9 protein-coding genes and 1 pseudogene are annotated in these 13,388 nt (G+C 65.9%); 5 read left to right on the forward strand and 5 right to left on the reverse strand.

Annotation, left to right across the window (positions count from 1 at the left end; genetic code table 11):
- Positions 1–40: 40 nt before the first annotated feature.
- On the forward strand, positions 41–811 hold the full coding sequence (locus AB3147_RS13095) for an SDR family oxidoreductase (protein WP_175121674.1): 771 nt from the start codon (positions 41–43) through the stop codon (positions 809–811).
- Between the two features lie 95 nt (positions 812–906).
- On the opposite strand, the gene AB3147_RS13100 is transcribed toward AB3147_RS13095, so the two are convergent.
- Complete coding sequence (locus AB3147_RS13100; protein WP_175121673.1) at positions 907–1,503, reverse strand: C40 family peptidase; 597 nt, start codon at positions 1,501–1,503, stop codon at positions 907–909.
- A 368-nt stretch (positions 1,504–1,871) separates the two neighbouring features.
- Between AB3147_RS13100 and AB3147_RS13105 the strand changes: the two genes are divergently transcribed.
- Both AB3147_RS13105 and AB3147_RS13110 read left to right on the forward strand, forming a co-directional pair.
- Positions 1,872–3,371: an AMP nucleosidase gene (locus AB3147_RS13105; RefSeq protein WP_370633028.1), complete on the forward strand. Its 1,500-nt coding sequence runs from the start codon at positions 1,872–1,874 to the stop codon at positions 3,369–3,371.
- Positions 3,372–3,529: 158 nt separating this feature from the next.
- Positions 3,530–5,089: an amino acid permease gene (locus AB3147_RS13110; RefSeq protein ID WP_175121672.1), complete on the forward strand. Its 1,560-nt coding sequence runs from the start codon at positions 3,530–3,532 to the stop codon at positions 5,087–5,089.
- Positions 5,090–5,138: 49 nt separating this feature from the next.
- Here the strand turns inward: AB3147_RS13110 and AB3147_RS13115 are convergent, their stop codons facing one another.
- Complete coding sequence (locus AB3147_RS13115; RefSeq protein WP_175121671.1) at positions 5,139–6,071, reverse strand: YicC/YloC family endoribonuclease; 933 nt, start codon at positions 6,069–6,071, stop codon at positions 5,139–5,141.
- Between the two features lie 184 nt (positions 6,072–6,255).
- Between AB3147_RS13115 and rph the strand changes: the two genes are divergently transcribed.
- Positions 6,256–6,990, forward strand: coding sequence for a ribonuclease PH (rph, locus tag AB3147_RS13120; RefSeq protein ID WP_175136609.1), 735 nt, complete (start codon positions 6,256–6,258; stop codon positions 6,988–6,990).
- A 131-nt stretch (positions 6,991–7,121) separates the two neighbouring features.
- Here the strand turns inward: rph and AB3147_RS13125 are convergent, their stop codons facing one another.
- Entirely contained in the window at positions 7,122–8,495 is a 1,374-nt protein-coding gene (locus tag AB3147_RS13125) for an MmgE/PrpD family protein (protein WP_367352107.1), read from the reverse strand.
- 16 nt (positions 8,496–8,511) lie between these two features.
- Entirely contained in the window at positions 8,512–9,672 is a 1,161-nt protein-coding gene (locus tag AB3147_RS13130) for an acyl-CoA dehydrogenase family protein (protein ID WP_105238791.1), read from the reverse strand.
- A gap of 232 nt (positions 9,673–9,904) precedes the next feature.
- Here AB3147_RS13130 and AB3147_RS13135 point away from each other — a divergent pair.
- Positions 9,905–11,338, forward strand: a pseudogene (locus AB3147_RS13135) (methyl-accepting chemotaxis protein); the annotation flags it as partial.
- 150 nt (positions 11,339–11,488) lie between these two features.
- Here AB3147_RS13135 and AB3147_RS13140 read toward each other — a convergent pair.
- The gene (locus AB3147_RS13140) at positions 11,489–13,342 is read right to left on the reverse strand and encodes an EAL domain-containing protein (protein ID WP_254594874.1); all 1,854 of its coding nucleotides are present in this window, start codon (positions 13,340–13,342) and stop codon (positions 11,489–11,491) included.
- Positions 13,343–13,388: the final 46 nt, after the last annotated feature.

Below are 13,388 nucleotides of genomic sequence, written 5' to 3' on the forward strand. Positions count from 1 at the left end.
TTCGGGTAGGATTTCGCGCATTCATAAGACGGAGAATCCGATGAACACGAACGAGATCGATCCGCCCCGCGTCGCCCTGGTCACGGGCGCCGGCACCGGCATTGGCCGCGCAGTCGCGCTGGAATTCCTGGCGCAGGGTTACCGGGTCGTGCTGGCGGGCCGCCGGCGTGAGCCCCTGGAAGCCACCCGGACGGCCGCCGGGGAAGACGGTCTGCGGGCACTCGTCGTGCCCACGGACGTATCCGACGAGCAGGCAGTCCGCGATCTCTTCGATACCGCCCAGCGCGAATACGGCCGCCTGGACGTGCTGTTCAACAACGCCGGGCGCGGCGCGCCGGCCGTGCCGATCGAGGAATTGCCGGTGGCCGTGTGGCGCGAAGTCGTCGACACCAACCTGACGGGCATGTTCCTGTGCGCGCAGGCTGCGATCCGCATCATGAAAGCGCAGAACCCGCGAGGCGGCCGCATCATCAACAACGGCTCGATTTCCTCGCACGCGCCGCGGCCGTTTTCCATTGCCTATACCGCCACCAAGCACGCGGTGACCGGGCTGACCAAGTCGATCTCCCTGGATTGCCGGGCGTACAACATTGCATGCGGCCAGATCGATATCGGCAACGCCGCCACGGAAATGACCGAGCGCATGGCTGCCGGCATCCTGCAGGCCGATGGCAGCACCAAGGTCGAACCGCGCATGGACGTTGCGCACGTGGCGCAGGCCGTGGCCGCAATGGCCCGTCTGCCGCTGGACGCCAACGTGCAGTTCATGACGCTCATGGCCACCAACATGCCGTTCGTGGGCCGGGGCTGAGCGTCATTTAAGGAACGAAATCGCCGGCACGAGCGTGCCGGCGTTTTTGCGTTCATCCCCAGGCGCCCAGTGGGCGCCGTCCGCCGGCCTTGCGCTTAGCGCGAGGCCTGAGCAAGCAGTTGCTTGGGCGGGGTATCCAGATAGGCGCGGGCGCCCAGGTAACGTTTGGACCAGTAGGCCGTCTTCATGTCGTCGACGCGCACCTTGGTGCCGCGGCGGGGGGCATGAACGAACTTGTTCTGGCCAATATAGATGCCGACGTGCGAGGTGACGCCGCGTCCACGGGTGGCGAAGAACACCAGATCACCGGGGCGCAGTTCCTTCTTGGCGGACACGGTCTTGCCTTCGCTGCGCTGGGCGCGCGCGGTGCGCGGCAGCTCCAGGCCCGCGATTTCGCGGTAGACATACAGGACGAGCCCGCTGCAATCGAAGCCGTCGGCGTCATCGCCGCCCCAGCTGTAGGGCGTGCCGATGGCCTCCAGGCCGGCCTGCACGACGCGCTCGCGCAGCGTCAGGACGGTGGGCTCTTGCGCGAGGCTTAAGCCGCTGAGGGTGGGGCGGGCTTGTTCGGCGGCCAGCGAGGCTTGGGCGGCGCCAGGAATCCAGGAGAGCGTCAGGGCCAGCAGGGGCGCTGACAGAAATGCGGGCGTGCGGAATTGGGTAAAGCGAAACTTTCGCGTGGGCGGCGTCATTACGTCACTTCAGAAATCGGAGTGGGCGGCATGGCTTTGCCTATGAGGCAAGCCGGCGGAAAGGGGAGCGGTTTCCAGGCAGAAAGCAAGAAACGCCTCAAGATTATAGTGTAATAATGTTTCATTACATTTGTAGTGCAATGCAGCATAATCGTCGGCCTGTTGTTACTGTGCGCCCACCGCGCCACGTAACAGGCTCATCAGAAATCGCGTATGCGCGGGCCGTTGTGTGCGATAGCCACGACGGCGGCCCTGATGACATTTCATTGCCCAACGCCTCGGGCATAATCGACCGCATCGGCCGTCGGTATTGCCGTTGCGCAAAGCCGATGCCAAAAAAGACAGATAAGAAGGCGGAGTAAAGCTCAATGATGAACGCAGTACACCCTTTGTCGTCCATGAACCGGCCTGAGGCCCTGCCGTTTGAACCCTTCCAGGACGCGTTGTCCGCCGTAGACCGGCTGGCGGAAATTTATGCGCGCAATACGGCGTTCCTGCGTACCGCGTTTCGCGAGGTCTTGAAGGGCACGGGCAATGGCAGCGCGCGATTCCGCGCCTACTACCCGGCCATCCGCATCGTCGTCGAAACCTACGATCCCATCGACACCCGGCTTTCCTATGGCCACGTGGCCGAACCGGGTTACTACCAGACCACCATCACACAGCCGGTCCTGTTTCGCGATTACCTGATCGAGCAGATCGGCCAGTTGTTGCAGAACCATCGGGTGGCGGTCGAAGTGGGCGAGTCGGATTCCCCGATTCCGCTGCATTTCGCGTTTCCCGAGGGCGCCTACGTGGAAGGCGAGCACCTCGAGGCGCTCAAGCGCCCGCTGCGCGACCTGTTCGACGTGCCGGATCTGGCCGTCACCGACGACGCCATCGTGAACGGATCGTGGCGCGGCAAGGAAGGCGAACCCAAGCCGCTGGCGCCGTTTACCGCGCAGCGCGTGGATTATTCGCTGCACCGGCTGCAGCACTACACCTCGACGGCGCCCACGCACTTCCAGAATTTCGTGCTGTTCACCAACTACCAGTTCTATGTCGACGAGTTCTGCGCCCGGGCCCGCGCCCTGATGTCCAGCGGCAACGAAGACTACGAAATGCTGGTCGAGCCCGGCAACCGCATTACGCGCCGTGGCGAAAGCGGTCCGGGCGACGAGGCCCAGGCCGTGCGCTTGCCGCAGATGCCGGCTTACCACCTGGTGCGCGGCGATCACTCCGGCATCACGTTGGTCAACATCGGCGTCGGGCCGTCGAACGCCAAGACGATCACCGACCACATCGCCGTGCTGCGTCCGCACGCGTGGCTGATGCTTGGCCATTGCGCCGGCCTGCGAGATTCCCAGCGCCTGGGCGACTACGTCCTGGCGCACGGCTATGTCCGTGAAGACCACGTGCTGGATGACGATCTGCCCACCTGGGTGCCCGTGCCGGCGTTGGCGGAAGTGCAGGTGGCGCTGGAGCAGGCGGTCGAAGAAGTGGCCGGGCTGTCCGGTTGGGACCTGAAGCGCATCATGCGCACGGGCACCGTGGCGACAATCGACAACCGCAACTGGGAGTTGCGCGACCACGTCGATCTGGTGGAACGCTTTGCCCAGTCGCGCGCGATTGCGCTGGACATGGAATCGGCCACGATCGCGGCCAACGGATTCCGCTTCCGGGTGCCTTACGGCACCTTGCTGTGCGTGTCGGACAAGCCGCTGCACGGCGAATTGAAACTGCCCGGCATGGCCAGCGCCTTTTACCGGCGTCAGGTCAACCAGCATCTGGAAATCGGCATCCGGGCGCTGGAGCGGCTGCGCGACATGCCGCCGGAGCGGCTGCATTCGCGCAAGCTGCGCACGTTCATGGAAACGGCGTTTCAATAAGACGGCCGCTGCCGGGAGGGCTCCGGGGCGAATCCGTCCCCAGCTCCCGGCCATTTTTCATGTCGGGGCCGATTGCGCTATTCTCGCGCGTTGCTCGGTAATCCCAGGGCGTTCGCAGCGAATTGCGCGAGCGCCATCCAGACGTGAAGGAACGCATTTTGGCACCATCGGAACACGATGACCGTCGCTCAGGCGGCACGCGCAACGCGCAGGCGGACAGGCCGTCCGAATTGCGGCGCACGCTGTCGGCGCGCCACCTGACCATGATCGCGGTCGGCGGGTCCATCGGCACCGGACTCTTTGTGGCGTCGGGCGCGACCATCGCCAAGGCCGGCCCCGGCGGTGCGCTGCTGGGCTATGTGCTGATCGGCATCATGGTCTATTTCCTGATGACCAGCCTGGGCGAACTGGCGGCCGCCATGCCGGTGTCCGGTTCGTTCTCGACCTATGGCGCGCGCTATGTCGAAGACGGCTTCGGCTTCGCGCTCGGGTGGAACTATTGGTACAACTGGGCGGTGACGGTGGCGGTCGACCTGGTCGCGGCGCAGCTCGTCATGGCGTACTGGTTTCCCGACGTGCCCGGCTTCTATTGGAGCGCGCTGTTCCTGGCCATCACTTTCGGACTGAACGCGATGTCCGCCCGCGGGTTCGGCGAGGCCGAATTCTGGTTTGCGCTGATCAAGGTGATTGCGGTGCTGGCCTTCGTCACCATGGGCGTGATGATGCTGCTGGGCATCATCCGCGGTGGCGAGACGGGCGGGCTGGCCAACTGGACGGTGGGCGACGCGCCCTTCGCAGGCGGCTTTGCTGCGCTGATCGGCGTGGCGATGGTGGTGGGATTTTCGTTCCAGGGCACCGAACTGATCGGCATTGCCGCAGGAGAATCCAAGGATCCGGCCCGCAATCTGCCGCGCGCGGTGCGCCAGGTGTTCTGGCGCATTCTGCTGTTCTACGTGGCGGCGATCCTGGTCATCGGCCTCTTGATTCCCTATACCGACCCGCACCTGCTGCGCAACGATGTCGAGGACATCAGCGTCAGCCCGTTCGCGCTGATCTTCGAACGCGCGGGACTGTTGGGTGCGGCCTCCGTGATGAACGCCGTGGTGCTGACGTCGGTGCTGTCCGCCGGCAATTCGGGCATGTATGCGGCCACGCGCATGCTCTACAGCCTGGCGCGCGAAGGCAAGGCGCCGCGGATCTTCGGCCGGATTTCGCGTAGCGGCGTGCCCCTGTGGGCGCTGCTGGCCACCACCGTCGTCGCGGCGCTGTGCTTTTTCACCTTCCTCTTCAGTCCCAACGACGTCTATATCTGGTTGCTCAATACGTCGGGGATGACCGGGTTCATTGCGTGGCTGGGCATTGCCATCAGCCATTACCGGTTTCGGCGGGGTTACGTGAAGCAGGGCAACAGCCTGGCGGATCTGCCGTATGTGTCCCCGTTCTTCCCCTTCGGTCCGATCTTCGCGTTCGTGCTGTGCCTGATCATCACCTTGGGTCAGAACTACCAGGCGTTCCTGGAGGACAAGATCCAGTGGGGCGGCGTGGTCGCCACCTACATCGGCATTCCGCTCTTTTTGCTGATCTGGGCCGGCTACCGCCTGACGCGCGGATCGCGCTTTGTCAGCTACCGCGACATGCGTTTTCCGGACGCGCGCGCCCGTAGTGAATACCTGGATTCGGCCCTGCGGGGCGAGCCGGCGACGGGCGAGAGCCGCTAACAGGGTGGCCGGCAGGCGGGGGTAGCAACCCCAGCGGGCGCCGCGCCCCTTACTCGATGTTCTGCGCCTGCTCGCGCATCTGCTCGATCAGCAGCTTCAGGTCCATGGCGGCGCGGGTGACTTCCATGCTGCCGGCCTTGGAACCCAGTGTGTTGGCTTCGCGGTTCATTTCCTGGAACAGGAAATCCAGGCGCTTGCCCGCGCTGCCGGCGTTCTTCTTGCCGGCCGCGGGCTTGCCGCCGCCGTCGGACAGCAGGTGACGCAGTTCTTCCAGGTGCGAGCGCAGGCGGGACAGTTCTTCGGCCACGTCGATGCGCAGGGCAAAGAGGTTGGCTTCCTGCGACAGGCGTTCGGACAGTTCCGCGCCGGAAATGTGCGTGAATCCACCGGGGAATGCGGATTCGACGCTTTCGCGCAGCTTGGCGGCCTGGCGCTCGCGGTGGTCAGCCAGCAGTTGCGGCAGATGCGCCTGCACGATGTCCACGACGCGCGCGACGCCATCGGCGCATTCGCGCATCATGCCGGCCAGGCGTTCGCCTTCGCGCTCGCGGCCTTCCTGAAGCTGTGTCAGGGCCTGCTGCGCGGCCTGCAGGCACGCGGCGCCCCAGATCTGCGGGTCCAGGGCGTCGTTGCCGCGCTGGCCGGGCCAGTTGAACAGTTCGGCCAGACGCGGGGACGCGATGTCCGGAATGATGCGGCGCGCGGCCTGCAGCTGTTCGGCCAGGCTGTCGAGCCAGGCGGGATCCAGCTTGGACAGGTCGGCGTTGGCCGCACGGGTGAAGGACACGCGGATTTCGACCTTGCCGCGGGCCAGGTTGGTGGTCAGCAGCTCGCGCAGGGGCGTTTCCACGTGGCGCAGTTCGTCGGGAAGACGGAAATACAGGTCGAGAAAGCGGCTGTTGACGCTGCGCAGTTCTATGGCGAGAGTGCCTTGTTCTAAGTCTGCTCGGGCGTTGCCGAAGGCGGTCATGCTGCGGATCATGGTGTGCGTGTCCTGGTGATTCTTGGAATAGGAGCCGGTTGCGCCGGGGCCCGCGGCGCCCAGGTCCTGGGCAGCGGGTCTGTGTTTTCAACCGGATACATCGCGGCAGGATACTCCAAGCGAGATTGTCTTGTGACGCCTGCCCGTACAATGCCGCGAATCTAAGCCAAGTCTGGAGCCAGTTGTGACCACCATCCCCACGAATGTCCGGCCGTCGGGCCGCGCCGCCGACCAATTGCGTCCGTTCAGCCTGGAGCGTGGCTTTACGCGATACGCCGAAGGCTCCGTGCTGGTGAAGGCGGGCGACACCCATGTGCTTTGCACGGCAAGCGTCCTGGACAAGGTACCGCCTTTTCTGAAGGGCAAGGGCGAAGGCTGGGTAACGGCTGAATACGGCATGTTGCCGCGGGCCACGCACACGCGCGGCGACCGCGAGGCCGCGCGCGGCAAGCAGAGCGGCCGCACGCAGGAGATCCAGCGCCTGATCGGACGCAGTTTGCGGGCGGTGTTCGACATGAAGGCGCTGGGCGAACGCACGCTGCACCTTGATTGCGACGTGCTGCAGGCCGACGGCGGCACGCGCTGCGCCAGCATCACGGGCGCCTGGGTCGCGGCGGCCGACGCGGTTGGTCTGCTGATGAAACGTGGCGATCTGGCCACCAATCCGATCCGCGACGCCGTCGCTGCGGTGTCGGTGGGCCTGGTCAACGGCCAGGCGGTGCTGGATCTGGACTACCCGGAAGATTCGGCCTGCGACGCCGACGTGAACGTCATCATGACGGGCAGCGGCGCATTCGTGGAAGTGCAGGGCACGGGCGAGGGCGCGACGTTCACGCGGGCTGAGCTGGACACGATGCTGGTGCTGGCGGAAAACGGGATTGCCAACCTGGTGAAGGCCCAGCGCGCCGCGCTGGCGTGAGCTGTGTGGTGCCGGGTCCGTCGTGCGAACCCGGTGACAGACTTCTGCCGCAGACGCTTGCAGCGTGGCCACAACGCAAAAAAAGCCGCAGATGCGGCTTTTTTTGTGCCTGAGTTTCAGGCATTCGCGAGTTACTTCGGCAACAGCGCCTCCACCTTGCCCACTTTTTCAAGCCCCCAGATCGTCGCAATCAATCCGCGCAGTTCCTGTTCCGTCGCCGCATCGGCGTACCTGCCCAGGCTGAGCGTCTTGTCCTCGATTTCGGGGCGGCTGAGCGTGTTGCCCGGGTCGCCCTTGGGTTCGTCGACGCGGCCATGCAGCACGCGGCCGTCGCAGGTGTACACCGTGACCTTGCCGATCCAGCGTTGCGGATAGGCGCCGTCGACTTCGGGGTCGAGCGCCATTTCCACTTTCCCGCGGAAGGCGGCGACGCCCGGGTCGTCGAGGCCCGCGTCAAATTCCGCCAGACCGGCGCGGCCTTGTCGCGCGATCAGCGCCAGCACCGTGCCCATCGAAAACTTGGACTGGTGCACTGTCTGCGGATTCACAACCGGACCAAGAACGTCGATGGCGCCCTGGTGGACGTGCGCCACGACGCGTTCGACGTCGTCCTCGGTCAGGTGGTTGTCGCGCAGCGCCTGCTGCAGCGCGTCGGCGGCCGGATGCGTGTGGCGGCACGAGGCATGGAATTTGAACGAGGTTTCGGCTAGCGCCCAGCGCTGTCCCAGGCGGTCGCACAGGCGGCTGGGGTCGGCGTCGGTGGACATGCCGGCCGCCATGCCCTGCGGGCCTTCCAGGATGTGGCGTGCGCCGGTGAACCCTTCGCGCGCCAGGTAGGCCGCGGTGATGCCGTCTGCAGCCGCCTTGGCGGTGTGCAATTGCTTGGAATCAGCGGCGTCGCGCAGGAATTCCCACAGCCCCGCGGCCTGCGTGCCGGCCGAGCCCAGCGCGTGCAGCATCTGTTCAGGGGACAGGCCCAGCAGCCGGCCGGTGGTGACCGCGGCGGCCAGCGTGCCAGCCGTGCCGGTCGTGTGGAAGATCTTGTAGTGCGAGCGGCCCAGGAACTCGCCGACGCGAATGCCGACCTCGTAGCCGGCCACGGCGGCGGTGAGCAGATCGCGGCCCGAGGAGCCCAGCGCCTGCGCCACGGCCAGGGCAGGCGGAAACACCACGGCCGCCGGGTGAAAGACCGAGCCGTTGTGCACGTCGTCCTGTTCCACCACGTGCGCGGCGGCCGCGTTGACCATGGCGGCAAAGAGCGGCGTGGTGCGGCGGCGGGTGATCAGGACTTCACTGGGACCATCCGCCGGCCCCATCGCGGCGGCATAGCGGTCGATCGCCTGGACCGCGCGGGCCGACGCGCCGGCCAGGATGGAGGCCAGGCAATCGAGCAGCAGGTCTTCGGCGCGGCGCAGCACCGGGGCGGGAATGTCTTCGTAGCGCAGGTTGGCGGCAAAGGCCGCGAGTTCGGCGCTCAGGTGCGGGGTGTCTTTGTCTGCGGTCATGTCGGAAGATGGCGTGTCAGAAGGAGCGGGGCAGGCCCAGGATGTGTTCGGCGACGTACGACAGGATCAGGTTGGTCGAGATGGGCGCCACCTGGTAAAGGCGCGTCTCGCGGAACTTGCGTTCGACGTCGTATTCATTGGCAAAGCCGAAGCCGCCATGGAACTGCAGGCAGGCGTTGGCGGCTTCCCAGGATGCGTCCGCCGCCAGCAGCTTGGCCATGTTGGCCTGGGCGCCGCAGGGCTCGTGGGCATCGAACAGCCGGCAGGCCTCGTAGCGCATCAGGCTGGCCGCTTCGACGTTGATGTGCGCGCGCGCAATGGGGAACTGCACGCCCTGGTTCTGGCCGATGGGGCGGCCGAACACCACGCGTTCCTTGGCGTAGGCGGTGACCTTGTCGACAAACCAGTAGCCGTCGCCGATGCACTCGGCGGCGATCAGCGTGCGCTCGGCGTTCAGGCCATCCAGGATGTACTTGAAACCCTTGCCTTCTTCGCCGATCAGGTTTTCTTCGGGGATTTCCAGGTTGTCGAAGAAGAGTTCGTTGGTCTCGTGGTTGACCATGTTGGGGATCGGGCGGATCGACATGCCGTGCTTGACCGCGTGGTGCAGGTCGACCAGGAAGATCGACATGCCTTCGGACTTGCGCGTGACCTGATCCAGCGGCGTGGTGCGCGCCAGCAGAATCATCAGGTCCGAATGCTGCACACGAGAGATCCAGACCTTCTGCCCATTGATGACATAGCGGTCGCCGCGCTTGACGGCGGTGGTCTTGATCTTGGTGGTGTCGGTGCCGGTGGTGGGTTCGGTGACGCCCATCGACTGCAGGCGCAGTTCGCCGGCGGCGATGCGGGGCAGGTATTCTCGCTTCTGGGCTTCGGAGCCGTGGCGCAGCAGTGTGCCCATGTTGTACATCTGGCCGTGGCAGGCGCCGGAATTGCCGCCGCTGCGGTTGATTTCTTCCATGATGACCGAGGCTTCGGTCAGCCCCAGGCCCGAGCCGCCGTATTCCTGCGGGATCAGCGCCGCCAGCCAGCCGGCTTCGGTGAGGGCGCGGACGAAGTCCTCGGGATAGCCGCGCTCTTCGTCGACCTTGCGGAAATATTCGGAGGGGAATTGCGCGCAGAGGTCGCGCACGGCTTCGCGGATGTCCTGGTAGGCGTGGGAGGCTTGGTGCATGTGGCTGACTGTTCTATGTGAAGGAATGGTTCGGTACAGGATCGAATGTGCCGCAAGGGCGGCCAGGTGCCAATTCACGAATCATTAATACGGGGTTCCTGAACGCAAAAGCGCACCTTCATGACCGCTGTGCGTCATGTTTCCGCCAAGGTTGTGTCAAGAAATTGCCAAACTGCATCTCCATAATCCGTGGCACTGCCGCGAAGGCGGCCAAGGCTATACACGGATGGATATGCGGAAAAATCTGAGAGTCACGACGGCGCTATCGGCCATTCTTGCGTTGTTCGTCGTGCTGTTCGCTGTCGCTGCGGCGGCGGGTATCACGGTCTTGCGCGACAACCGCGCCGATATCGAGGCCCTGGGCCGGGGCAGCATCGAAAGGGCGAGTGATCTCGCGGATATGACCAGCCGGCTGTTTCAGGCGCGCGCGGCGCTGACCGACGCCAAGACGGCGATGGAAGGCGGGCTGGAAGGCGCGCGCAACGCGTCGCTGGCCCAGGCCGATGGGCTGCTCAAGCAGGCCGCCGCCAGTCTGGCGCGCCTGCGCGCCAATCCCGACTACAGTGCCCAGGGCGCGCCGCTGTTCGGCCAGGTGCTGACGGCCTATGCCGCCTTTGCGGACCAGACGCTTGCGCCGATGAGCAAGGCGATCCAGGGCTGGAACGGCATCGAGGTCAACCGGCTGACGGACAAGGCGCTGCCCGCCAGTGGCGCGGGCTATGTGAAGCAGGTCGAGGCCTACCAAGCCTACGCCCGCGAACACGGGCAGGAGGCGGTGGCCGGCGCAAGCCGCACGCTGGAGCGTGTGATCGTGGTGGCGGCCGCCGTGCTGGGTTTCGTCCTGGTGTTGGCGATCCTGATTCGGCTGGGATTCCGCCGCAGCATCGTGCGGCCGCTGAACGAGGCGGGGGCGCACTTTGACCGCATCGCGGACGGCGATCTGACCGGCGCGATCACGCAGCGCGGCGACAACGAGATCGGCGTGCTGTATTCGGCCATGCGCCGGATGCAAACAGGGCTGTCGACCGCGGTCGCGTCGGTGCGCCTGGGCGTCGAAGAGATCCATACCGGCGCCGGCGAAATCGCAGCCGGCGGCGCGGACATGTCGGACCGCGCGGCCCGGCAGGCGGGCTCGCTGCAGGAAGCGTCGGCCAACATGACGCAGCTGGCGCACACCGTGCAAATGACCGCCGGCAACGCGGACCTGGCCAGCCGGCAAGCGGTCAGCGCCACGCAGTTGGCGCAGCGCGGCGGCCAGGCCGTCGACGAAGTGGTGCACAGCATGCAGGGCATCGCCGACAGCGCGCGGCGCATCGGCGAGATCGTGGGCGTGGTGGACAGCATTGCGTTCCAGACCAACATCCTGGCGCTCAACGCGGCCGTGGAAGCGGCGCGCGCGGGCGAGCAGGGCAAGGGTTTTGCCGTCGTGGCGGGGGAAGTGCGGTCGCTCGCGCAGCGCAGCGCCCAGGCGGCGCGCGAGATCAAGGGCCTGATCGAAGACTCGGCCGCGCGCGTGGATGCGGGCGTGCGTCACGTGAACCTGGCGGGCGACACCATGCGCGATATGGTGGCTTCCGTGGACCGTGTGACGCAGATCGTGAACGAGATTTCCAGCGCCACCGCCGAACAGGCGTCCGGCATTGCCTCGGTGAACGATGCGGTGGCCGATATCGAGCGGTCCACGCAGGAGACGGCCGCCATGGTCGAACAGACGGCGGCCGCTGCGGCGGCGCTCGAAGCCCAGGCGCAAGGACTGCGCCGGGCCGTGGCCAAATTCCAGATTGCAGAGGGCGCGCAGGCGGCAGCGCGCGAAGCCTCAGCCGGTGAGCTGCGGCAGGATGGCGCCCGTGTAGCGCTCGGCCACGAGCGACAGGTTCCCGTGCTTGACCTTGTGCTTGACATGGGCAGCCGCCGAGGCGATGTCCTCAGGGCGGATGCGCTCGCATAACGAGGGCGTGACGGTCAGGGCGCCCACGCCCAGCGTCACGAACGGAAAGAAGCGCGGCACGCCGTAACGGTCTTCGGCCTCGATGCCCCCGTTGCGGCGGCCCTGTTCGTCGTACAGGGCCATGGCGCCCTCGTTGAATTCGGCAATGATGCGCTCGATGCGCGTCATCCAGTCCGGACTGCGCAGCAGCACCACAAAGTCGTCACCGCCCACATGCCCCACGAAATCGCGCTGCGGGTCGCAATGGCGTTTGATGACGTCGGCGGTCAGCATGATCATGTCGTCGCCGCGCCAGTAGCCGTAGACGTCGTTGAAGGGCTTGAAGTTGTTCAGGTCCCCGTAGCAGATCGTGAAGTCCGCGGCGTCTTCCAGCAGCGTGGCAATGTGCCGGCTGATGGGGATATTGCCGGGCAGGGACGTCAGCGGATTGGCGTAGCGCGCCGCCTCGATACGCATCTCGGTCACCGAGCGCACCAGGGTTTCGCCCGTGGCCAGGCCGTCATAGCGGCCGTCGCGCGTGATGATCAGCCCGTCCATCAGGTAGCGCTGGTCTTCGGAAATCAGCACGTGGCTCAGCTGGTCGATCGACACGTTCACGTCCACCAGCACCGGCTCGGCGTTCATGAAGGTCGAGCAGGCGTCGCGGCCGAAGAGCTCGCGCGTGTAGCGCTGCGCGTAGTGTTCGGAGAAGTCCCGCCGGTTGATGATGCCGACCGGCCGGTTGTCGGCGTCGACCACCGCCACGGCGTGCAGGTTCTTGTGCTCGATGAAGAGGCGATGCACGTCGTCGTTGGTGTGCTTGGTCAGGAGCGCGGCGGGGGCCTCGACCCGCAGACTGACGGCCGTGCCGCCGGCGGCGCGCTGCGACACCGGCGCCGACGTGCGCGAGCGCAGCGAGTCGCGCAGGGGTGGGGTCAGTTCGGTCAGCAGGGTTTCGTCGGGCATCCCCAGGAACCAGCCCTGCGCGTAGCGGATGTCCAGCTCGCGCACGACGGCAAGGTCCTCGGCGGTTTCGATGCCTTCGGCGATGACCGACGTGCCCAGGTGCTGCGCCACCTTCAGGATGGCGCGCACCATGTTCTGTTTACGCTCGTCGTGGCCGATGCCGTCAAAGAAATAGCGGTCGATCTTGACCAGCTCGGGCTGGGTTTCGGCCCAGAGCTGCAGGTTGGAATTACCGACGCCATAGTCGTCGAGCGCGATGCGCATGCCGGCCTCGCGCAGGCAGGCAAAGGCGTTGTGCAGTTCGCCCATGCGGTCCGACAGCGGATCCTGCTCGGTCAGTTCGACGACAATGCTGGCCGGTTCCAGCGCGCAGTCCTTGAGCAGCCTGCCGGGCATGTCGTGGCCCCAGAGGGTCCAGTAATGGAGCAGGGCGGAACCGGACAGGTTCAGGAACAGCTTGCCCGCAGCGTCGTTCTGTTCGAACCCGCGTGCGCCCGCGCGGAAGCTGGCCAGTTCAAGCTGGGGGTGCAGCCCCTGGCGTCGCGCTTCGGCGAACAGGGCGTCGGGAAAGTGCAGGGGGGTGTCGGCGGGACCGCGGATGAGGCTTTCGTGGCCGTAGATGCGGCTGTGCGACAGGTCGACCACAGGCTGGAAGCGCGGCCGCAATAATCTTTCGCGCAGAATGCCAGCCAGACTGGCGTGCGCGGGCGCGCCGCCGGGAGGATTGAGCGGAGCGCGGGCCGCGGCGGGCCGTGGCAAAGCGTGAATGGAGTTCATCGCCGGGGCATTGAGATACGATCAGTGACAAGATCGGTCATATTGA

The organism is Achromobacter animicus (assembly GCF_040775605.1).
Taxonomy (GTDB): domain Bacteria; phylum Pseudomonadota; class Gammaproteobacteria; order Burkholderiales; family Burkholderiaceae_B; genus Achromobacter; species Achromobacter animicus.

Bases quoted from the DNA above. Each gene is read 5' to 3' on its own strand.
- AB3147_RS13115 (WP_175121671.1), bottom strand. From the start codon at position 6,071: ATGATCCGCAGCATGACCGCCTTCGGCAACGCCCGAGCAGACTTAGAA.
- AB3147_RS13100 (WP_175121673.1), bottom strand. From the start codon at position 1,503: ATGACGCCGCCCACGCGAAAGTTTCGCTTTACCCAATTCCGCACGCCC.
- AB3147_RS13140 (WP_254594874.1), bottom strand. From the start codon at position 13,342: ATGAACTCCATTCACGCTTTGCCACGGCCCGCCGCGGCCCGCGCTCCG.
- AB3147_RS13130 (WP_105238791.1), bottom strand. From the start codon at position 9,672: ATGCACCAAGCCTCCCACGCCTACCAGGACATCCGCGAAGCCGTGCGC.
- AB3147_RS13125 (WP_367352107.1), bottom strand. From the start codon at position 8,495: ATGACCGCAGACAAAGACACCCCGCACCTGAGCGCCGAACTCGCGGCC.
- AB3147_RS13095 (WP_175121674.1), top strand. From the start codon at position 41: ATGAACACGAACGAGATCGATCCGCCCCGCGTCGCCCTGGTCACGGGC.
- AB3147_RS13105 (WP_370633028.1), top strand. From the start codon at position 1,872: ATGATGAACGCAGTACACCCTTTGTCGTCCATGAACCGGCCTGAGGCC.